Genomic DNA, 20,867 nt, shown 5'->3' on the forward strand with positions numbered 1-20,867 from the left:
TACCTGCAACGCTATTTATTATCCCCGTATTTCAGCTTGTACTGATCTGCATACTCCTTCAATATTTTTTGAACGTCAGGATCCGCCTTCAAACGGTTCACGTAAGCGTCCCACTCCTCCATTGTGCTTTGGCCAACGACAACCTTCGTGAGGATCGTATTGCGGTCCTTGAACAAATCGGCTGAACGCTTCGCATTCGTATCAGAGATGAGCCCCTCTAACGGATTCGACACGCCTTTGGCCGCGTATTGATCGGATACTTTCTTCTGAACCTCGTTAAACTCCGGTGTCGCTTTTGCAGTCAGTGCCTTATTGTAAGGATCATAAAGGCCGACCATCAGGCTGGCGCCGCCGATTTCCTTCTTGAACATCTCGTCGTTCACTTTCGGAACGCCGTTTTCCTTCGTATGGTGCTTGCCTTCAATGCCGTATTTCTCGAAATCGACGAACTCCTTGGAAGCAGACTGATCCAAGTATTTCAATATTTTCTCGACTTTATCCTTCGGCACCTTGGAGGAAATCATGATACCTCCCAAGTAACCCGACGGCAGGAAGCTCCCGTCTCCTCCCGGTCCTTTGAGTGGCGGCAGCGTCAAAATTTCTGCCTTCGGGTCCGTCTTTTTCGCATTTGTCCAAATGTCCCAGGCCCCGTTGATCGAGCTGCCTACAACTCCGGCTTTGCCACTCTGAAACATCTCCGTATCCTGGCCAAATTTCTGCACGGAATACTCTTGGGTAATGATTTTATCCGCGTACAATCCCCGGAAATATTCGAGCATATCACGGTAACCTTTGGTCATCCATGGAATGAGCAGCTTGTCTCCCTCGAACGTCGGCTTATTTGCCCCGAACGCCGAACCAAGCGGCGCGCTCGCAGAATTGAGCGCAGCGCCGAACACCGCCAGCCCGTACGTATCGTTTTTCCCATTGCCATCGGGGTCCTTCTCGACGAACGCTTTCAGCACGTCGCGCAGTTCCTCCACGGTCGACGGCGCCTTTAAACTCAACTTGTCGAGCCAGTCCTTACGAATATGAAGCGATTGATCGGTCAATCCGCGTGGACGCGGTATCGCAAATACCTTGCCGTCAATTTTGGAATTATCCCAAATTCGCTTCGGAATTCCCGCCAGATTCGGATACTTTTTCAAATCTCCGAGGTACGGCGTCAAATCATGGAATGCTCCCTGGCGTACCGCGCCGATCGTAACGGGGTCGAACATATCCAGATTGACGACGGCATCAGTCAGTTCGTTCGAGGACAGCGCCAAGTTCAACTGTTCTTTGTAAGCGTTAACCGGTATCGCTTTGATCGTTAGCTTAACGTTAGCACGTTTATCCAGCTCCTTGTAGTAGTCGCTCTGGAAATTAGGCGGTTCGTTATAGAGTGGGGTCGTGAAGCTGATTGCAACTGGTTCCTCCTGCTTCGTAACCACGCCTGTCGCAGCAGGAGATGGCGAGCTTCCTTTACTATCCGATGGTGTAACGTTCCCTCCGCAGCCAGCTAACAGCGAGAGAGATAACGAACCTGCAAGTGATAAGGCCAACACACGTTTTTTTTGTACCATTTTTATTTCCTCCCCTTTTTTTAACCCTTAACCGAGCCGAGCAGTACACCTTTGGCAAAATATTTTTGCAGGAACGGATACACCAATAAAATCGGCAGCATGACAACCATTAAGGCGGCCATCTTGATCGTCTCTGGAGGCAGCTTGGCTTCGGAATCGAATTGCGTAGCGTCCCCCACCATACTGCTGTTTGGTTCGAGCACAATTTGCTGCAGCAGCACCTGAAGCGGCCATTTCGTCACATCACGGATATACAGCAAGCCGGTGAAATACGTATTCCATATTCCCACTGCGAAAAAAAGCGAGAAAGCGGCAATCGCAGGCAGTGATAGTGGAAAAATAATCCGCACGAACACTTGAATGTCGTTACAGCCATCGATTTGCGCGGCATCCTCCAGACTGGGCGGCAAGCTCTGAAAGAATGACTTGAGTACGAATATGCTCCACGCACCGGTCAGCCCCGGCAAAATAAGTGCCCAGAGCGAATTGATCAGCCCAAGCTCCTTAACCAGCAAATAGTTCGGCACAATTCCCACGCTGAACAGCATGGTGAACAGTGCCATCAGAAGTAGGAAGCGGCGTCCAGGCAACTCCTTTTTCGTCACCGCATACGCAAATGTTGTCGTAAAGAGCAGATTCAGAACCGTTCCGACAATCGTGATGAATGCCGTCGATTTAAAGGAATGATAGAAGCTGTCTGTCGACAAGACGTACCGATAGGCATCCAGCGACCATTTGGGGGGTAACAGTACGAGCTCCCCGCTTACGTAGACACTTTCATCCGTGAACGACACCGCCAAAATATAAACGAATGGAAACAGCATCGTAAGTGCAATCGCAATAAGAATGATGTAGTTGAAAGCATCGGCGGCTTTCGAAACGGCGGTAGTTTTTGACCTAATCATTGGTTTCTTCCTTTCCCGATCAGTAAAGTCCCTCTTCACCTGAACGTTTGGCAAGCTGATTCGCCGAGACAACAAGCAGCAGCCCGACCACCGATTTAAACAAACCGACCGCTATGCTGTAGCTCAGCTCTCCAGAAAGCACCCCGCGCTTGTATACATACGTGTCGAATACCTCGGCGACAGGAAGCACTAGCGGGCTTTGCATCAGCAGCACCTGCTCAAAGCCGACATCCAGCATATGGCCAAGCCGGAGAATGAGCAAAATAACGGCGGTACTGCGGATCGCAGGCAGTGTAATATGCCAGATCCGCCGCAGCCTGCCTGCTCCGTCTACGTAAGCGGCCTCATACAACTGCGGATCGACCCCGGCGATCGCGGCCAAGAAGATGATCGTCCCCCAGCCGACTTCCTTCCAAATACTTTGAGCGGTCAGCAGTCCCCAAAAGTAGTTCGGGTCAGACATGAAGCTGATTTTGTCCCACCCCAAGGCGGCGAACACTTTGTTAACCAGCCCAAAATCGACGGACAGAAAAAAATAAGTAAAGCTGACGACGATGACCCACGACAGGAAATGAGGTAAATAAATAATAGACTGAATAACCCGCTTTACGGACTCTCGACCTACTTCGTTAAGCATGAGCGACAACGCAATCGGCAGCGGGAAAAAAAACACAAGTCCAAACAAATTGATGAGCAGCGTATTCCGGAACAAGTTCCAAAATTGATTGCTCGCGAATAGATTGGCAAAATGCTCGAAGCCGACCCATTCGCTGTTCCAAAATCCACGGAATGGACTGTACTCCTGAAAAGCAAGCAAAATGCCCCACATTGGAACGTACTTAAATACTAGAAAATACAGCGCCGCTGGAAACGCCAGCAAGTAGATGTATTTGTACCGTTTCATCCTCTTCCACATCAGACGGTTGCTTTGATCTCGCCTGGTAGCAATAGGAACGGCTTCTAGTGAACCTGAGTTTTGAATCGTCCTCTCTCCCTTCGTTCTGATTAGCCGACTACGACTACAAACAGCTTAATCCGGGAGTAGAGCGGCTGAATAGGTGCAATTGTTGTCGGTATTGGACACTGCCCAAACTGCGCGTTCTATCAGGCTTTTCCGGCATCGCCGGACAGTTTCGACACTGCTGAATCTTCGTCCAGATAAAAAATGACCGCCCAATCGGGCGGTATTTTACATGCTTATGGAAACCTCCATCATCGTTTTATTGCTGATTCCGGAAATTGGCTGGCGAATAACCAGTCATTTTCTTGAAAACCCGACGAAACGTTCGTTCGTTGTAGCCAACCTGCTCGGCGATTTCGGAGATCATCGTATCCGTGTGCAGCAGAAGCTCCTTGGAGCGTTGTATCTTAAGCTCGGCAATATGCTGAATAAAGTTATGGCCCGTATGCTTGTTGAATAACCTGCTGAAGTATGCGGCGCTGACACCCGTATATTCCGCCATCGAAGTAAGCGAATGATCCAGATCCAGCCGTTCCTGAACGTATGCTTTGGCTGCTTCGATCAAGATTTTTCCTCGGTCGTCCATTGCATCTTCAAATAAGGGCAGCAGAACCGGAAACACCTTTTCTTCAAACCATCGCACCATATCTCCGATCATCCGGCAGGATACAATATGCTTCATCGCGTCCATCCCGGACAGCATCCTCGCCTGCTCGGGCGAAAGCTCTTGTGTCTTTCGCAAAAGCTGTACGAATAAGGCGTGAAATGATTCATAAACCGACGAAACCGGATAGTTGCTTTTCGTAACAACCTGCACGAACTGTTCAAAATAGTGCCCGAAGCCTTCCCTGTTGCCTTTTTGTAGTTCCTGTATCATCGAATGTTCAATCTCGTAGGGATAGATGAGTTCATGCCGAAAGGCTGACAAATCCGCAAATGCAATTGTCCGGTTTCCACCCTCCTTGATTCTCGTTGCGAGTGCTTCCTCCGCTTCTAAATAACAATGGCGAATTCCGTCTATGCGGTCGCATACCGCGCCAATACCTATCGAGCAATCGAATTTCAAATACGTGTTTACCGAAAGCCGGACCGATTCGGCTAACTGGATGAAGACCGTCCGGCACTGCGTCGCTTTCGTCTCAATCGGTACTTGCACGATAACGATCAGTCGGACCGCATCCTGGCCAAAGACGAAATAGCCGTTCACATTGTGCTGCTTCATCAAGTCCTGAAAGATACTGGATATAGCCAACAAAATCAGGTGCTTGTCATCCTTCTTAAACCTGCTGTATTGCTCGTAGTTTTCAGGTTCTACCAAGATGACGTCCCACCATGCGTCGGCTTGAATGTCATATTGCAAGGCCATTTCCCTGATCCGCTCTGGCTGCTCGTTATCATAATACCCGTAAATCGTTTGCATCATGAACGATTCGCGCAAAGAAAGCGTCTGCTTGCTCGATACATCATGATATTTGCCGATCTGGTTCTTCAAGTTGCCCCAATGATTTTGTATGAGCGCCCATTCATCTAATTTCGTTCCTCCCCGCGCAGATGGCACTCCGGCTTCCTGCCTCAACAAATTGCGGATTGGAGCGTAAAGTTTCCTCGAATTCAAGTAGATGAGCAGCATGCCCAAGATGAGCGAACCTAGACAAACGAGCACAGTCGTCTGCGCAACCTGCTTTTTTGGCGAAGCCATGACCGAAAGCGGGACATTGAGAACCGTCATCCATTCGTTCATATCCAATTTTGCGTAAACCGTGTATAAGCCCGCTTCCTCATGCTTGAAAAAGCCCGATCGAGCCTTCGCGTTCAGCTTTTGCTTCCAACCCTCCAGATTACCGCCAAAGATCGATCCAAGCTGAGACTTATCTTTATGGGAGACGATTGTACCCGTTTCGTCCAAAAGCATCAGGCTTCCCATATTGAACCTCTCCGTTGCACGCAAGATCGAATGAAAAGAACTTTCATCCACCTCGACGGTCAAATAAGCGCGCGGCGTATCCGTAAAAATAGGTAGCGGCTGCACAAAGGTAATGACGTCGATCGAGCCTTTTTTCAGCATCATCCATTTCGGCTTAGACATGGCTCCTACCGCATTGAGGAACGGATAGCTGTCCCGCAAAGCGTCAAATTTCTGATAACCCTTCTCACTGGACAGCACGAATTTCTCCTCCGGCAAAAAAAGATTGACCGTATTCGTAAACTCGATTGACCTTGACGCTGCGGTCAACTTGTCCAACACATCGACCATTTCAACAAAATCGCGGCGATCGGTCCTGTACAAGTATTGCTGCATGCCTGGGTCAAGCGTAATCCCGCGCGATGACTTCGATATGGATTCCAAAGCGCTGTCGACGCGCTCCTGAATCTGTTCGATCATTTCGAGGTTAGCCATGTTTATCTGCCGCTCCAAATGGTTGGAGACGATCGCATATGTCAAAGAAGCGGCAAGAAGAATGGGGATGCATAGAACAATAATTCCGAAGCCCAGCAGCCTCCTGTAATATATCCCTCTTGCGAGAACCGATTGGATGGCATCTCTAATCATACGCATGCTTCTCCCCTATTCATTACCGTCATGATTTCCTTTATTATAGCTACAATAAAAGCGCTTGCATGCTTACTCTTTCAAAAAAAGTCTTCTATTCCTCCTGTTCAGAAAAGTATAGAAGACTACTAGATTTGCCTTATGTGTTAACTTAAGCTGCCTAAAGACTATTTAATTCCAGATTGGATAAAGCTATTCATGAACCGATCATCAGAGGCGCTATAACTAGCAGTGTCGTAGCACTAGCCTCTGTCCACTGGGCGCCAATCTCGAACGACTGGGCAAATATCGCAAGTCCCCCGTTAGCTCAATAGTTTAATCGATCTAAAGTCGTCTATTTCTCTTTTCATCTAAATATATATCAAGAGCTGCTATCGCTCTGATTAATAGCTTTATAATTAAATACAGTGTATATAATCCAAGCAAAATGAAAAGTCCGTAAACAATTAAAAGGATTATTGGCCAAAACATCGGTAACATTGTAGAAAAACTAACCATATTCCACCACCTTTAAAACGAAATTTATGTGAGACATGACTAATAATCGGGAACAGTTACCTCTCTCTAAGACACAACCTCATATTACCATAATTGGAATTATCCTGTCCGTTAGTTCAATAGAAAAGAGAAGCTACCACAAAGGAAGCTCCTCCGCTATCGTACCCGTTAGTTGAGTCCTTTTAATTTGGTTTAGCATTGATTTCCGCTAAAGTTCATGCATCACGAAGTCCCACCGAGTTAAGACAGCTTGCTGCCGGCCGCGATGCGGTTAGTCGGTGCGGATGTGGCCCGGCAATTACTTCCTCGTTCCTTGTTTCCGGGACCGAGGGTCGCCCAGACCCGGAGCGTGAATACGGTGTTTATATGATGCACCCGACTTCTTCGAGATACTTTCACACTGCTTTACTGTTTCTATTTTTACTCTAGTAATGTATATTTCAGTTAAGTCTTCTTTTAAACATCACTTATTTATTACCGAGTTGTTCCGCCAAACCGATTAGAAGTCCTTCTTTTCCACGAATGTAGCAGAGCCGATACGAGTCCTCGTACTGAACCACTTCGCCAACGAGCTGAGCACCATACTTAGTGAGTCTGGATACCATTTCGTCAATGTCTTCAACGGTGAACATGACGCGTAGATAACCGAGGGCATTTACAGGAGCAGTTCGGTGATCTGATATAGTAGGTGGGGTGAGAAATCGCGAAAGTTCAAGTCGGCTGTGGCCATCTGGGGTAACCATCATAGCAATCTCTACACACTGTGAACCCAGCCCGGTTACGCGACCAGCCCATTCACCTTCGACAGTAGCTCGCCCTTCGAGCTTTAAGCCAATCTCCTCGAAGAAAGAGATTGCGTCATCAAGGGATTCTACAACGATGCCAACATTGTCCATTCTTAGTAATTTGTTTTTTGCCATAGTTTTATCTCCTTATGTGTACAAATTTATTACCTGATCATCTTCATATTTATTCTATCAAGAATTACTAATTCCTTCCAAACGGTTAACATCTTGTCACAGTTCATGATAACAAAGATAAGTCACAGTATAGTAAAATGTGAAATTTGGTTTTCGGATATGTCATATTAACTTTTATTCTACGAAATTCAATTCGTAATTACCGTAATAAGATCGTTTTACGTAATAAAATTACGTAGATACCCCTTTTCTAAACTCCTAATATTTTTATACTTTAACAATTCGGAGTTACGATATTATCTCCTGCTTATTATTTTTGATCATTTAACTAAACTGCCCGTTAGCTGAACTCGCTGCAGTACATGTGTACCAACTACCCTATTTTGTGTCGATGTAAAAAGGATCCACCGCGGCGGATTTTTCTGTTGTTTTATTGAGCTATCGTACCCGTTAGTTCAATAAGCTAAGAAATGCAGGGAGTAATATTAACAAAATAGAGCCTGAAACTAGTAGTTGGGTTGCTCCTCTTGAAAGTTTTTCTCTTCCATTTCCTTTATACCATCCACTGAATTGCATTTTATTTCTATATAAAACGAAAATCAAAATGTAAATACCAAGCATTGCAATCCAGCCATGTTCATCTATGTTTATGTCGATTTCTGAGTATATTTTTCTGATTAAATATCCCAATAATCCCCCAAGGAGTACGACTATAATAATAATACGAAGCAATTCAAGTATAACCCTCAACGTATCTCCTCCTTATGCTCCAGCCACCTTAACCCTGTACGTTCCAATAAATTGGAAAGTTGCGCTATACTGCCCGTTAGTTGAGTGAAAAATGGAGCATCTGCACCGCGGCAGCATGCTCGACTATCGTTCCCCGTTTGCGGAACGAATTTAAGTTCCTCAAATCATTAAATGATTTCCTCTTTTAAATGTATGCATAACTCTTTTAGCACCTCATTACAATCACCAAATATTAAATAATCATTCGTCTTTAAATATTGTGGACACTCAACATTAATTGCAATTATTTTCCCTTGATGTTTGGACATCCGATACTTATCTGTTAGCCGTAAATTTCCTTCGTCTCCAAGTCCAATTGTCACTAACAAGTCATATTCATCCAAATCTTCTAACGTAGCATTTTCATTCGTGTAATAACTGGGAACAACACCTGTTTTCTCATGTAGTCCATCCATGTTTCCTGTGACTAATCCGAATCTATAAAGATTGCATAACTCAGCAATTCTCAAATGAGCAACAGTAGGTTCAGAGTGTACAAATAGCCCGTGCAAATCTTTCGCTTTAACAAGTCGGTTATCCAATTTATTCTCGATAATATCAGTAATAAACTCATTTGATGGATTAAAAATATCGTCAATAAGTTTTTCGAGTCTAACCATATCAGGTACCCCTGTAGAAATAGAAATCCCCGCCCCCGTAAACATTAGAACTTTATTGCCACTCATTAATTGGGCAGCTTCTTTCACGGTGATAATCTGAGGGTTTGAAGATGAATTAGTTTTAGTAATTATTTCGAATGCATCTTGGGAATGATGATTGTTCTCTGAATTTTCGTGATACGAATTTAATATTCTTTTGGCAATTTCCTCGTGATTCGGAAAATACCAAAGTTTTTTTTCATCTTTAGATTTCTTAAGGGGAATATTTCTGCTACTCAATGCAGGTACTAAATCGGATAAAAATACTGAGGGTTCTTTATCAATGATAATTCCAAAATAAAGACCGATTTCATCTTTATGAAGATAGGCACCACGTTCAACGAAATGACCTCCCACATCCAATTCATTTAGACTAAAAATAAATTCCATTTTGAGACCACCTCACCTCATAATAATACCACATATTGGGACTATCCTGCCCAATAGCTTAATGAAACAAGGGAGCAAATCCTCGCTATCTGTTCCCTGTAACTACCGTGTATGTTGGTCCAACGGCCAATTTCATTTTGGCAAGTAGAATGAGTTCTTTACGATCTGTGTACTCGAAGTCCTTGTAGATCTCCTGATTCTTCAAGAAATATCCAAGTCACCGAGTTCTGTTACCAGCATCTTGAGCTGCAAGAAATAGGCTTTCAATGTATTCGGACTAAACCCCTGGATTCGTTTATCCGCATCATAATGACGCCAAAGCTCGCTTAAAACCATAATAAAACCTCCCATTAGAGCAATTAATTCTAGTTTGCTTCTAATGGAAGGTTTTAGACTGCTTGATTAAACTAGCGTTACCCGTTAGCTGAATACCAAATTAACATTCTTTAATGAGGTAAGACAGCTCTCTGAATCAGTTACGTGAAAACTGGTCCAATCACTCCAGCTGTCGGTGAACCCGGACCGATAGCTCAAAAGCCATTAATATGTAAATCGGGATAGTTCGCTAAATTTATAATATTACCTGAAGGGGCTTCAGGTCTGATTCTTCTTCGGTTTTCCAGCAATGTGTAAAGCCGAAATACTTTTCATACCATGCAACGGATTCATCGATATTTCTAACTGGCAGTCTAACCTGAACTACAGTATGAACAAGTGTTTTACTCTTTGATGTGGTGTTCATTTGAAACCCCTCCTTCAAGAAAAATAAATCGTGATTGTATTTCATTCGAGATACACCCATTATTTTCCTGATATACAATCGAACTAGCCTGCCCGTTAGCTCAACAGCAAACGAATTACAACTCGTTATTTCTCCCAAAGCTCGACCAGTCGACCTTCAGGATCTTCAATCCAAATAAACTTTCCAAATTCACTAATCTCTTTTTTCTTTGCAAGAGGTACACCAATATGTTCAAGATGCTTAATAGTCTCGTTTAGATTATGTACTTGGAAATTTAACATCACTTGTTGTTCTGTTGGAAAATAACTGTCATTCTCGGTAAAGAAAGAAAAGATAGTCTCATTTCCTAATTGGGGTTTTATCACAGTCCCATTCCAATTTTCTATTTCAATCTTCAACACCTCACTGTACCATTTTTTTATAACTTCAAGATTCTTAGTTCTCCAAAATATTCCTCCGAAACCTTTTATCATTGTATCTAACTCCTGTCTGTCATCAAATTTTTAGCTATCCGATTACATTAAATATTCTAGATTTAAATTTAAGTTCCTTTTTCAACTATACTGCCCGTTAGCGTAGCGATGTCACCCCCTTATTTTACCACTTTTTCCAAGTCGAATTCGTAATTTCTAAAAACAGTTCTTGATTAAAACCTTTCAAAGTATAAAGATCGGTTTTTAACTGCTTTTCATGTCGTTCAGCAAGCTCTAATTACAGTAAGGTGCCGAGCACATAACTTGAACCATGCCGCCGTGAGGCCGTTGATGACCGGCCAGTAGTCTCATCAGGGTAGCCTTGGACGAGAAAATAAAGTCCTAGACAGCCGCTCCTATACTTGTGATACGGTTCAGTGCAATAGTTAGAGCCCCTCTTACTCCATACTTCTGAGGTTCCTTTCCTTTCGGTGCCGCCTGATTCGCTCCTGCCAGTAAAGCTCAGCGAAGATAAAGCAATCGCATAGACTCGATTTTTTGATGGATGTATGCCGTGGCCTCAGCAGGGGCCACTACTTTGACTTCATCCCCGAATTGCCAGATCAAGTCAACGTAGAATCTCATGTCCTCTGCCGCTATTTTCATAGTTAGGGCTCCGCTTCCGTCTTCATTCTGCTGTATGAATGGACCAAAACGAGGGTTCGATTCCAGCAGCCACACTCCTTTATTCGTCATATCAAGTTCGAGTGTAGTCTGTTCCCGATCATTCTTATTAGGCTTATCCAATAAAGTCTTCTGGCTTACGTCTGCCCGGCAAGAAATTGTTTCGTTGAGTGCAGCGAAAGGATTCGATCAGCTCTGAACTGCCTTATGTCCTCCTTAGTGAAGCAATAAGCGGGACAATACCAATAGCCAGAACTGGCATACAGACCGATCGGCTGAATATTCCGCTCCGATACTCCGCTGCTGGATCTGTACTCAATGTTGACTACACTACCGATCATTATAGCTTTCAGTAGAGTTTGAAGAATCTCCGCTGACATCAATCGATAAGGGTTCCAGAACATGATCCTGTTCTTTAGCCGGTCAATTTGTTCTCTTACATCAACAGGTAAATAATGATAAAACTTATGAAGTGCTGAGTCTGCCCCCTCGCCAAAAGGTAAGGAACTAAAATTATCCATCGAGTGACATGCAAAAAACATGGCGAGCGCTTCACCCTCTGTAAAGCTGATCGGTGGCAGAAGTCTCTCTTGGAGCAGCCTGAAGCCCCCTCCTCTTCCCTGAATGGAATATACCGGAACACCGAGTTCACTTAACTCTAGCAGATCCCTCGTATTCGAGTGGACAGACCGAATTCATCGGCCAGTTCTCTAACGGTAAAAGATGGTTTGGCGTTGATCCTCATAATCATTTTGATGAGACGCTGTGACTTTTGCAATGGCCCACCTCATTTCAAATATTTTATTTCATTTTACCGCGTAAATAAGACATGAATTGTCTTGTTTGAGTGATACCATTATCCTATAAGTAATCTAAACCTACAACCAACGGGGGCTGATCAGTGTGGATAATCAATCACCAGAAAAAATAGGCTTTGTTTTCGTCAATGGAGCAGGCCTGGAAGGCCTTGTTTGGAGTAAAGTTGTGGAGGGCTTCGAACATCCTTGTTTACTTGCTGAGTTTCCTCAGAGGGAAAGTTCCTTTGATTCAAGAAGCGATCTTTCTTTGGAGGATTATGGGACACATATGAAAAAACAAGTGGATGAATGGGGGACTCACAAAATTGTAATTGTTGCACATTCACTTGGGGGCGTTCTTGCTCTTAGACTGGCTTCCTTAATGACTGATCGATTGGCGGGGATTGTCGCTGTAGGGGCAGCAATTCCAATGCGTGGCGGTTCATTTTTATCCGTTTTGCCGTTTCCCCAGAGGATACTAATGTCTGTTATCCTGCGTACCATAGGTACGAAACCTCCGGAGTCTTCCATCCGCTCAGGATTATGCAACGATCTCTCACCGGACCAAGCTATGGAGATCGTAAAAGGATTCATTCCCGAGGCTATTCGCGTATATACCGATCGAATCAAGGTGCCCGTTCCTGGTGTACCAAAGCTATTTGTGAAGCTAACCAAGGATAAAGAGCTCAGTCCTTCATTACAAGATAAGATGATCTCAAACCTTGCCCCGCAATCTATACGAAGTTTGGATACCGGACATTTACCAATGATTAGCAATCCGGAAGGTTTGAGATCGATACTGGAAGATTTTATAACGGAAGAACTAAGGTAACTTTAAAGATTGCGGTTCTGGTTATGAGATTTTAATCAATTGGGGGCAAAAAGACACGTCGATTTTCCGAGGTAAATCCGTACCTTTTAATGGAGAATATATAAATCATGCACGATCATCCACAGACTTTCGTTTCCTGTTCCGTTCCTTTATGTAATCGTAGGCCGGTTGTTTAAGCTAGAGCGGACGGAGTCATATTCCATAAATTAATAAACCGTCAGGGAAGATCACCCTGACGGTCCTTTAGGTTTTGTGCAAATCGTATTCTTGACATCCTTCGCCGCTGACTCCGGTAAAAACGATGAATTCCCTTTTGGCAAGCGTATTCTTTTTAAAAATCATCTATTTGTCTTATTTTTCTTCTTCCATAAATATCCTAAGGTTTTCAACGATTTCTTTTTTATGGTGCGTTCAATCCATGCTTCAGCCGCACCCCAAACCTAGTAGAATGCATAACATTACTAAAGTTTGTCTTCATAGGATTCCTGAAACTACTCATATTTCTCAAGAATAAGTATCTTGTCAGCATCACTCAATTCTGAATATCTGTCTACAATTGAATGTAGAAACCCTGATGAAAGCGACTTTCCAAATGGTTGTAAACTATCCGTGGACAAGTTGTCCATTATTGCCCCTAATAATGCGGCAGGAGCACTTAATACATTTTTGTTAACGATCTCCATAGCTTGTTCATGGTCACCTTCATAAAGCAAATTAAATACAACCGCTTGGAGAAACTCATCCCCCAAGTGTTCTTCCAGTATTTTAGCGCAGAATGGCGTGGCTTTTTCCATATCCCTTATTGATAGTTCCGTTAACGCAGTAACGACTTCTTCAAAATCCTCTAAACTGTTTACAATCGCAATTAATTGGTCATTATTCATACTGGAAATATACATCTCATAATTAACAATTCGATCCAAGGCTGTTGCTTTTGCTATTTCCTTATCGTTTCCCATCATACACCTCCATAACTAAATTGTTGTTGGGATTAACTTTTTCGTTAATAAATATGGATTCCCATCAACCATCTTCCAGGTTGTTAGTACCTTGAGTTTTCCATTAGGACCTTCTAGTACACTTGGGAACCAGCGGGATGTCTCCCTTGATGTTGGTCCGGTCATGTGTAAATAAATGAATTCATGATATCAGGGTCACCGATCGATTGGAGCGGACGTTTATAGAGAAACACCCGCAAATTGAACCTAATCTATTACTCTCGGGATACTAGTATTATTGACATCCTTGTAAAATGTGGAAAAAGTCACTGGTCTCAAATCTAGATGGATTACGTCGCATCCTCTAATTATTTTTCTTATTAGTCAATTCATCGATAGTCTTATTTTCTTCATCCGTTATATCGTTATAAACCTTATTTCCACTTTTTGAAACTTCGTCATACAAACGCTTTCCTGTATCGCTAGCATAACTCCATGCGAAATCATTGCGTTCCGTAATCATTTTAAAGAGTTCGCTCTTTGGGAAAGCATCTCTTTTTTTTGTTTCCAGATACTTAAGGTAATCATTCAACTTGAATTTTTCCTTTTCAACATCAGTCCAATAATCATATTAATGTTTGTTGTTCTTGCGACTTCTATCAAGCCTCTGAAACTAAAAAATCTAATCAAACTTTAAAACAGCTAAGATTTATGATATCTTTATATTTATAGGCTATTAAGCTCACGAACGGCATATTAATTAAATTTGAGGTATTTTTAAGAGGTATGATGAATAATGGATAATCTAGAATTAGGTAAAACAATCGCAAAATTTCGCAAAAATAAGAATTATACGATTAAACAGTTATCAGAAATAACGAATGTAACTTCATCAATGTTAAGTCAAATTGAAAGGGGACTTTCCAGTCCGTCACTGAATACTCTACGTATGATTGCCGGCGCATTGGAAGTTCCTTTATTTAGTTTATTTACTGAATTTGTGCAAACTAAAGATTTAATTACCAGAGCAAATTCCAGAAAAAAAATCATATTTCCATCATCGAACAATTGGGAATATTCATTATTGTCTCCGGATTTAAGCGGCTCAATTGAGATGGTTTTAATGAAATTACCGCCTGAGTCCCAGTCTGCCGAAAAAACTATGAGACACATTGGTGAAGAAGTCGCTTATGTATTGGCGGGTGAGGTAGTATTATTTATTGGGGACGATGTGGAGACTTTATTTAATGGAGACAGTGTAAAAATACCACCTGGGATAGAACATAAGTGGGAAAATAGATCGGATAAAGAAGCAACCGTTATTTTTGCTATTACTCCTCCGACATTTTAGAAAACAAATTATAATCATATTAATAGATGAAGCGGGCAAATGCTCTAATAATATGGGCTGATTTGTTAAGACCGTTTCTGTATTTGCAAGTGTATTTCACACTAGTAAATACAGAAACGGTTTTTTTATCCAGATTAAATCATTATTAGTTACCTTACCAAAAGACCGATAAATATTAAGCTTGAATTAATAAACGTGAAGTGCTAACATTTATCTATATTTAATTTATTAAATCTGATTTAACTTTTCGGGTTTCCGTTAGAATATCATCATAAATGGAGGTGCACATATATTAATAAACTGCAATTGGATATCTAAGAGAATGTTACTTCACAATTATGACTGATACGGCTCCCGTTGCTATTGGACCATATTCGCAAGAAATTGTAAACGCTTCACGTTTGTATGTATCTGGGCTACTTGGAATTAATCCGCAGACAGGTAAAATGAATGATGACTTTGCATTACAGGCAAAATAAGTGATGGAGAACATCTCCTCAATTTTGTACGAAGCAGGATACGTTTTCGAGGACATTGTAAAAACGACTATTTTTATGACCGATCTTGCCAACTTTACTTGTCTGAATGAAATCTACGGCTCTTATTTCAAGTCTAGCAAACCCACACATTGGATTTTTAATTTATCCATTTTAGTACGGAGGTAAAAATGACTAACAACATCGCTGGAAAAACGGTCGAAGAATGGAAAAATGAATTACCAGAACTGCAGAAAATCATTGATACTCAGGAAGTTTTCTGGGTAAACCCGCAGCTTGAGAGTTGCAACAACCGAATTATTAACACGGAATTAGGGATAGCTGATATCGAAGATGCGGAACAACGACTCCTTCGCTTCGCCCCCTATTTAGCAAAAGTATTCCCGGAGACCAAGGAAAAAAACGGAATCATCGAATCTGAATTAGTCAACATCCCTAAAATGCAGCAGAAGTTATCAGAAATGTTCAATCAGAAAATAGCGGGAAATTTATATCTTAAATGTGACAGTCACCTGCCCATCTCTGGTTCTGTAAAGGCTCGTGGAGGAATTTACGAAATATTAAAAGTGGCCGAAGAGATAGCCTTTAAACATGGCATGCTGTCAATAACCGATGACTACTCAATTCTGGCAGATGAAAATTTTCGGACTCTATTTTCGAATTATTCGATTGTGGTCGGATCAACTGGTAATCTAGGTCTTAGTATTGGTATTATGAGTGCCCAATTAGGTTTCAAAGTTATTGTGCATATGTCTACTGACGCTAAACAATGGAAAAAAGATTTATTGCGGCAAAAAGGTGCTATCGTAGTTGAGCACAATAGCGACTATGGGAAAGCAGTAGAGGCTGGCAGACAACAATCCCAAGAAGATCCCAATAGCCACTTCGTAGATGATGAAAATTCTTCGACGTTATTCCTTGGTTATGCCGTAGCAGCTAAACGGCTCCAAAAGCAACTAAATGACATGAAGATTCCTGTCGATCAGGATCATCCGCTTTTCGTATATCTACCCTGCGGTGTAGGCGGCGCTCCTGGCGGAATTACTTTCGGATTGCGGACAGTATTTGGAGACAATGTCCATTGCTTTTATGCAGAGCCAACCCATTCACCGGCAATGTTGCTAGGTTTAATGACACGTAAGCATAGCGAGGTATCAGCTCAGGAATTTGGCGTTGATAATATTACAGCAGCAGATGGGCTAGCCGTAGGGAGACCATCAGGCTTTGTGGGCAAAGCACTAGAGAAAGATATTAGTGGTGTCTTTACAATTCAAGACGACTGTCTCTATCGAATCCTTAGAAAGTTAGCTGATTCAGAAGGAATATTCTTAGAACCATCGGCGGTTGCAGGATTTATCGGACCAGTTCAACTATACGCTTCTTCCATGGGACAAGATTATTTAAAATATAATCATCTTGAACAGAAGATGGAAAATGCCACTCACATTCTTTGGGCTACTGGCGGCGGCATGGTTCCAAAAGATGTAATGGATGATTTCTACCGTAAAGGTGCAATCAGCTAATTTACTTTATAGGCTTCCCGAATTCGACTCCGCGATAGTGTTGGGTACGAGCCTCATGTTTGAATTTGGCGATGTCTATACCGACAATTAAGATTGAGGATGTGATTCGATTACTTCGTACATTTTGAGTAGAATGAATCTTGTAGTCTCCTTGGTTTGTTTTTGGATCCAACGCTGGCCAGCATCTGGGACCCATAAACATCATACCAAGGAGTCTTTTTGTTTCTCAAACCTCATATTTCTTAATTGATGTATAAAAAGCAAAACAATCCACAAAATAACTTCACATCCAGTTAAGGAGTGAACATACATGAGCAGAAAAAGTTTAGTCGTTCCACAAGCACAAGCAGCACTTGACCAAATGAAATATGAGGTAGCACAACAGTTTGGGATTCAATGGTCTCCAGATGGTTACAATGGGAATATGACTACTCGTGATGCAGGTACTATTGGTGGAAACATCACAAGAGCGTTAATTCAAATTGCAGAACAATCTCTTGGCTCAGGTACAAGAAGATTCTAATTTAAAATTAAAAAATAGCCTTCCTCAATCTCATAATGAGACTAGGAGGGCTACTTGAAGTTCAGTTGCTGTTCATCTTGTTTAATGAGCTATAGTGTCCCGTTAGCTTAACAGCAATGCTTATTTACTTTCAGTCTTCTCCCACATTTTCAACCATTCATAAAGCTGGGGAGATTTTGCTCGTAAAGATAATTCAGTGTTACTTATAACGATCTCGTCTTTAACTTCAAAACAACTTTTGAAAATGCCATTTTGCCCTTCAGGAACGAATAATCCAGGCGGAGGGCTTTTTGAAGTAACACACTTATATCCAACCTCGATGTATAGAGGATCTTCCATATTCAGTTGAATTTTTAATACTCTTGGATATCCATGCCTGCCATAGTCAGGCTGTTCACCTATAGGGACCGAAGAGTTAATCCAAGCTGTAATTTTTGTTATCACTTCTTTTCCAATCACTGTATTGCTTTTATACAGGGGCGAAGGTTTTGTACTGGCTAGCCCACCTAATACTTGCATAGAAATAACATTCTCGACTTTAACTTTCTTATCCTCAGATGCCTCTGCTGATTGTATCAAGGAAAGCAACCAAGCAAGCATAAAAAACATAATTGCCGTTTTTTTCATGTGCACGTGTCATCACCCAAGAGTAATATGTCCAAAATACAGATACATATGAGAACTCCGATTAATTGAGTCCTTTATTCCACATTCCTGCCTGTTAGTTCAACAAAACAAAAAGGAGCTACCTACAAGTAAGCTCCTCAACTCTCGTGTCCCGTTAGCGTAACGGTTTGCCAAACCGTACTAATACATGCCACATGAATTTTAACTCCTGAAGAACTTCTTCATAAGTACCTCTATCGCTCCATGATTCCGAATTGCGTTTTAATTCATTGACCGCAATCCCAATCGTACTCGCATCAATAAGATTTCCCTTGGCTATTCTGCTGGCTAACGTAGGCATCCTGGGCCCTCTAAAATCTGATGGCACTTCTTCAACCTGGATAACAGATCCCTTATGCCAATTAAGCGCGATTGAATATTTATCACATAATTTTTCTAAAGTTCTTCCCACGTCTGTTCCTTGAAACGAAGGGTCAGCTACGAGTATGTCCACATCTTCTTGTAGAGTAATATCACCATGAACCTGTGCTTCAATAAAATGATTAAGATTTCGACTAGGTGCTTGATTAACGCGATTAATGATAGGGGAATTCAAGTTTAACAAAAGTCGATCGAACACTTTTCGAGGAAAAATGTCTTTCTCTCCAAGGGCATATTCTCGAAAGAATGCATCTTTAAGAACAGCGGATAAGATATCATCAAATTCTTCATAAGTGCCTCTTACCATGGGATCATCCTGAGAACCGCCATAAGAATATGTGCAACGATTGGACACTTGTGGAGCCAAAAGGAAATAACACGATCCAAACCTCGGACACGGACCATCGGAGTGCATCATTAAATCCAACGCTCCATATTTTGGTCTTTGACTTTGAACGACGCCATCAAAATGATATGCGCCTCCAAATAACTTGGACTCCCATACATCCCGATCGCCGCCTGCGAATGCAGAAACGCTGCCATTAGAAATCCATGTTTCAAACTGACTCTTATAGAGCCCATCCTCAAACAAAGATTGAGCAACGCTTGTCATATCTCCAAGAGGACGATCGGGATGGAAATGTAACGCTACTCTGGCATGCGAATACAACTTCTCGACATAATCATTAAAAACTCTTAAAGGAATATTTGATAATTGCAGAACTTCTCGGATAGATGCTTGTGCTGCTTCCCTCCGAGTACCAGTATATTGACTGATATTCTGAATTGCCTTGTTCTGTGATTCCGTAAGGTGACTTTGAAGTGACATATCTTCACCTCCCATCGCGATAGTCGTTGTTCAATTTTTTCGTTAATTGAACCATAAAACCATAAGCTCTTCATTGTAATAGGTATTTTCAACTTTGAGTCCATTCTTATCGATACCATATGTAATAAATCCTAAAGTTTGATATAGTGATTTTGCTGTAATATTGGTCGAAGTTACTGTTAGGTATATTTGTTCAATATCTTCAATGGATTGAGCCTTATTTATTGCCGCTAACATCAAGCTTTTTCCCACCCCGAGTTTACGGCTTTCAGGTTTGACATACATCGCAACAATATGAGCTTTATGCTTGGTCTTCATACTGGTTTCATTAATAAGAGTAACTACTCCAATTAATTTGCTATCTATAAATGCACCAAAAATATTGAAATGGGCGAAACTCAACCTGTTTTCGTAACTTTCTAAAGTATTATTCTTTTCCTCTTCGTAACTTGAACTGAATGCTTCAGGATGGTCCTTCAGCGCTTCCAATCTTATTTCTCTATAAAATGGTGCATCATCCGACATAAGTTTTCTTATCTCCATTAGTAAACCTTCTTCCTAATCAATTTGCCTTTCATGGTCACTCCACAACTCCCATGAAATATTATTCAACGATTTATCACGCTATCCTGCCCGTTAGTTGAGAAAACGGCAGCCGTTTCTTAGTGTTTATTCAGCTATCGTACCCCGTTAGCGCAATGACAAATATTTATGCTGGTTTTACCTGAATGAACATATCGAGCTCACTTCCGTCTTCTCCACCCTTAAATCTTTCATCATATACTTCGAAACAGACAACATCGAATTGCTCATAATTATTAGTGCTGAGCCAGTAAATAAGTTTTTCAAACGTTTCGTTTATCTTACTTATGGGTCCTCTATGAGTTACTCCTGCATATTGGCCAGCGGGAATTTTATACATAAACATTCCTTCTGGCACTTCGCTTAAAGAATCGGTTTTCACACCTGCTAAATAGCCGTCTTCATTTCGTTTGATTAATCCAATTGTCTCATGATGATTTATTCGATCTGTTACTTCGTTTATTCGGGTGAACAAAGCTGGCCAGACATCCCCAGGATTGGTCGGTTTACCAATATTTCCAATACCAATAATCTTACATTCAGGAAAATCAACTAAAATAGGTTGCATTTTTCCACTCCTCTATAAATGGGTATGAATTCCTATTCGTTAGACTGGAATAAAATCCCTTCTTGCATTTATCTATCCTGCCCGTTAGCTTAATAAAGAAAGAGAGCAGCTGCCGCAGCTGAACTGTAACCCTATTTGTAGACACTTAATAAAAAGGTGCTAAGCAGTAAGAAGATGGCTTCTGTATTCATCGAGGCCACTGAAAAACTTACGTTTTTAATTTGTTAAAGATTTGTTTTAAATCAAAAAGGCGATATTTCGTTCACATTGGAACGGAATATCGCCTTTCTTTTTATTCTTTTA

Annotated in this window: 22 protein-coding genes and 2 pseudogenes; 5 read left to right on the forward strand and 19 right to left on the reverse strand. The window is 41.8% G+C overall.

The genetic code is table 11. From position 1 onward, the window contains the following. Positions 1–11 precede the first annotated feature (11 nt). From AC0YN7_RS28290 to AC0YN7_RS28350, 13 genes and pseudogenes are all read right to left on the reverse strand, one after another. A complete protein-coding gene (locus AC0YN7_RS28290; protein WP_475813356.1) occupies positions 12–1,565 on the reverse strand; it encodes an extracellular solute-binding protein in 1,554 nt (517 codons plus the stop codon). A gap of 20 nt (positions 1,566–1,585) precedes the next feature. Next, positions 1,586–2,470, reverse strand: a complete 885-nt coding sequence (locus AC0YN7_RS28295) for a carbohydrate ABC transporter permease (RefSeq protein ID WP_475813357.1) — start codon at positions 2,468–2,470, stop codon at positions 1,586–1,588. 19 nt (positions 2,471–2,489) lie between these two features. Further along, entirely contained in the window at positions 2,490–3,374 is an 885-nt protein-coding gene (locus AC0YN7_RS28300) for an ABC transporter permease (protein WP_475813358.1), read from the reverse strand. Between the two features lie 316 nt (positions 3,375–3,690). After that, entirely contained in the window at positions 3,691–5,988 is a 2,298-nt protein-coding gene (locus AC0YN7_RS28305; protein ID WP_475813359.1) for a helix-turn-helix domain-containing protein, read from the reverse strand. Positions 5,989–6,149: 161 nt separating this feature from the next. Continuing rightward, positions 6,150–6,280: pseudogene (locus AC0YN7_RS28310) on the reverse strand (carbohydrate ABC transporter permease); the annotation flags it as partial. Between the two features lie 667 nt (positions 6,281–6,947). Further along, positions 6,948–7,400 carry a VOC family protein gene (locus AC0YN7_RS28315; protein WP_475813360.1) on the reverse strand — a complete coding sequence of 151 codons (453 nt, stop codon included), beginning with the start codon at positions 7,398–7,400 and terminating at the stop codon, positions 6,948–6,950. Between the two features lie 450 nt (positions 7,401–7,850). Then, positions 7,851–8,150, reverse strand: a complete 300-nt coding sequence (locus tag AC0YN7_RS28320) for a hypothetical protein (protein WP_475813361.1) — start codon at positions 8,148–8,150, stop codon at positions 7,851–7,853. 167 nt (positions 8,151–8,317) lie between these two features. Beyond that, positions 8,318–9,238, reverse strand: coding sequence for an SIR2 family protein (locus tag AC0YN7_RS28325; RefSeq protein WP_475813362.1), 921 nt, complete (start codon positions 9,236–9,238; stop codon positions 8,318–8,320). A 201-nt stretch (positions 9,239–9,439) separates the two neighbouring features. Beyond that, positions 9,440–9,574 (reverse strand): hypothetical protein, encoded by a 135-nt coding sequence (locus AC0YN7_RS28330; protein ID WP_475813363.1) that lies wholly within the window; start codon positions 9,572–9,574, stop codon positions 9,440–9,442. 235 nt (positions 9,575–9,809) lie between these two features. Next, on the reverse strand, positions 9,810–9,980 hold the full coding sequence (locus AC0YN7_RS28335; RefSeq protein WP_475813364.1) for a VOC family protein: 171 nt from the start codon (positions 9,978–9,980) through the stop codon (positions 9,810–9,812). 125 nt (positions 9,981–10,105) lie between these two features. Next, a complete protein-coding gene (locus tag AC0YN7_RS28340; RefSeq protein ID WP_047685110.1) occupies positions 10,106–10,453 on the reverse strand; it encodes a VOC family protein in 348 nt (115 codons plus the stop codon). Between the two features lie 462 nt (positions 10,454–10,915). Then, positions 10,916–11,200, reverse strand: coding sequence for a WCX domain-containing protein (locus AC0YN7_RS28345; protein WP_475813365.1), 285 nt, complete (start codon positions 11,198–11,200; stop codon positions 10,916–10,918). Positions 11,201–11,214: 14 nt separating this feature from the next. Further along, entirely contained in the window at positions 11,215–11,598 is a 384-nt protein-coding gene (locus AC0YN7_RS28350) for a helix-turn-helix transcriptional regulator (RefSeq protein WP_475813366.1), read from the reverse strand. Positions 11,599–11,980: 382 nt separating this feature from the next. Here AC0YN7_RS28350 and AC0YN7_RS28355 point away from each other — a divergent pair, with 382 nt between their 5' ends. Continuing rightward, on the forward strand, positions 11,981–12,706 hold the full coding sequence (locus AC0YN7_RS28355; RefSeq protein ID WP_475813367.1) for an alpha/beta fold hydrolase: 726 nt from the start codon (positions 11,981–11,983) through the stop codon (positions 12,704–12,706). Between the two features lie 491 nt (positions 12,707–13,197). On the opposite strand, the gene AC0YN7_RS28360 is transcribed toward AC0YN7_RS28355, so the two are convergent. Both AC0YN7_RS28360 and AC0YN7_RS28365 read right to left on the reverse strand, forming a co-directional pair. Then, positions 13,198–13,668 carry a hypothetical protein gene (locus tag AC0YN7_RS28360; protein ID WP_475813368.1) on the reverse strand — a complete coding sequence of 157 codons (471 nt, stop codon included), beginning with the start codon at positions 13,666–13,668 and terminating at the stop codon, positions 13,198–13,200. Between the two features lie 340 nt (positions 13,669–14,008). Continuing rightward, positions 14,009–14,236, reverse strand: a complete 228-nt coding sequence (locus AC0YN7_RS28365) for a hypothetical protein (protein ID WP_475813369.1) — start codon at positions 14,234–14,236, stop codon at positions 14,009–14,011. Between the two features lie 204 nt (positions 14,237–14,440). Between AC0YN7_RS28365 and AC0YN7_RS28370 the strand changes: the two genes are divergently transcribed. The 4 genes and pseudogenes from AC0YN7_RS28370 to AC0YN7_RS28385 all read left to right on the forward strand — a co-directional run bounded on the left by AC0YN7_RS28370 (position 14,441) and on the right by AC0YN7_RS28385 (position 17,538). Next, complete coding sequence (locus AC0YN7_RS28370; protein ID WP_475813370.1) at positions 14,441–14,995, forward strand: helix-turn-helix domain-containing protein; 555 nt, start codon at positions 14,441–14,443, stop codon at positions 14,993–14,995. 338 nt (positions 14,996–15,333) lie between these two features. Next, a pseudogene (locus AC0YN7_RS28375) lies at positions 15,334–15,660 on the forward strand (Rid family detoxifying hydrolase). A gap of 2 nt (positions 15,661–15,662) precedes the next feature. Next, the gene (locus tag AC0YN7_RS28380) at positions 15,663–17,015 is read left to right on the forward strand and encodes a D-serine ammonia-lyase (RefSeq protein ID WP_475813371.1); all 1,353 of its coding nucleotides are present in this window, start codon (positions 15,663–15,665) and stop codon (positions 17,013–17,015) included. Between the two features lie 310 nt (positions 17,016–17,325). Further along, positions 17,326–17,538: a small, acid-soluble spore protein, alpha/beta type gene (locus AC0YN7_RS28385; protein ID WP_475812162.1), complete on the forward strand. Its 213-nt coding sequence runs from the start codon at positions 17,326–17,328 to the stop codon at positions 17,536–17,538. A gap of 120 nt (positions 17,539–17,658) precedes the next feature. Here the strand turns inward: AC0YN7_RS28385 and AC0YN7_RS28390 are convergent, their stop codons facing one another. The 4 genes from AC0YN7_RS28390 to AC0YN7_RS28405 all read right to left on the reverse strand — a co-directional run bounded on the left by AC0YN7_RS28390 (position 17,659) and on the right by AC0YN7_RS28405 (position 20,564). Next, positions 17,659–18,165: a hypothetical protein gene (locus tag AC0YN7_RS28390; RefSeq protein WP_475813372.1), complete on the reverse strand. Its 507-nt coding sequence runs from the start codon at positions 18,163–18,165 to the stop codon at positions 17,659–17,661. Between the two features lie 154 nt (positions 18,166–18,319). After that, positions 18,320–19,414 (reverse strand): DUF3626 domain-containing protein, encoded by a 1,095-nt coding sequence (locus AC0YN7_RS28395; protein WP_475813373.1) that lies wholly within the window; start codon positions 19,412–19,414, stop codon positions 18,320–18,322. A 42-nt stretch (positions 19,415–19,456) separates the two neighbouring features. Further along, positions 19,457–19,957, reverse strand: coding sequence for a GNAT family N-acetyltransferase (locus AC0YN7_RS28400; RefSeq protein WP_475813374.1), 501 nt, complete (start codon positions 19,955–19,957; stop codon positions 19,457–19,459). A gap of 166 nt (positions 19,958–20,123) precedes the next feature. Then, positions 20,124–20,564, reverse strand: coding sequence for a GyrI-like domain-containing protein (locus AC0YN7_RS28405; protein ID WP_475813375.1), 441 nt, complete (start codon positions 20,562–20,564; stop codon positions 20,124–20,126). Between the last annotated feature and the right edge of the window lie 303 nt (positions 20,565–20,867).

Source organism: Paenibacillus sp. J31R122 (assembly GCF_056269185.1).

Coding starts and splice junctions, on each gene's coding strand:
- AC0YN7_RS28290 (WP_475813356.1), bottom strand. CDS start 1,565: ATGGTACAAAAAAAACGTGTGTTGGCCTTATCACTTGCAGGTTCGTTA.
- AC0YN7_RS28295 (WP_475813357.1), bottom strand. CDS start 2,470: ATGATTAGGTCAAAAACTACCGCCGTTTCGAAAGCCGCCGATGCTTTC.
- AC0YN7_RS28300 (WP_475813358.1), bottom strand. CDS start 3,374: ATGAAACGGTACAAATACATCTACTTGCTGGCGTTTCCAGCGGCGCTG.
- AC0YN7_RS28305 (WP_475813359.1), bottom strand. CDS start 5,988: ATGCGTATGATTAGAGATGCCATCCAATCGGTTCTCGCAAGAGGGATA.
- AC0YN7_RS28315 (WP_475813360.1), bottom strand. CDS start 7,400: ATGGCAAAAAACAAATTACTAAGAATGGACAATGTTGGCATCGTTGTA.
- AC0YN7_RS28325 (WP_475813362.1), bottom strand. CDS start 9,238: ATGGAATTTATTTTTAGTCTAAATGAATTGGATGTGGGAGGTCATTTC.
- AC0YN7_RS28330 (WP_475813363.1), bottom strand. CDS start 9,574: ATGGTTTTAAGCGAGCTTTGGCGTCATTATGATGCGGATAAACGAATC.
- AC0YN7_RS28335 (WP_475813364.1), bottom strand. CDS start 9,980: ATGAACACCACATCAAAGAGTAAAACACTTGTTCATACTGTAGTTCAG.
- AC0YN7_RS28340 (WP_047685110.1), bottom strand. CDS start 10,453: ATGATAAAAGGTTTCGGAGGAATATTTTGGAGAACTAAGAATCTTGAA.
- AC0YN7_RS28350 (WP_475813366.1), bottom strand. CDS start 11,598: ATGGATAATTTTAGTTCCTTACCTTTTGGCGAGGGGGCAGACTCAGCA.
- AC0YN7_RS28360 (WP_475813368.1), bottom strand. CDS start 13,668: ATGATGGGAAACGATAAGGAAATAGCAAAAGCAACAGCCTTGGATCGA.
- AC0YN7_RS28370 (WP_475813370.1), top strand. CDS start 14,441: ATGGATAATCTAGAATTAGGTAAAACAATCGCAAAATTTCGCAAAAAT.
- AC0YN7_RS28380 (WP_475813371.1), top strand. CDS start 15,663: ATGACTAACAACATCGCTGGAAAAACGGTCGAAGAATGGAAAAATGAA.
- AC0YN7_RS28385 (WP_475812162.1), top strand. CDS start 17,326: ATGAGCAGAAAAAGTTTAGTCGTTCCACAAGCACAAGCAGCACTTGAC.
- AC0YN7_RS28390 (WP_475813372.1), bottom strand. CDS start 18,165: ATGAAAAAAACGGCAATTATGTTTTTTATGCTTGCTTGGTTGCTTTCC.
- AC0YN7_RS28395 (WP_475813373.1), bottom strand. CDS start 19,414: ATGTCACTTCAAAGTCACCTTACGGAATCACAGAACAAGGCAATTCAG.
- AC0YN7_RS28400 (WP_475813374.1), bottom strand. CDS start 19,957: ATGGAGATAAGAAAACTTATGTCGGATGATGCACCATTTTATAGAGAA.
- AC0YN7_RS28405 (WP_475813375.1), bottom strand. CDS start 20,564: ATGCAACCTATTTTAGTTGATTTTCCTGAATGTAAGATTATTGGTATT.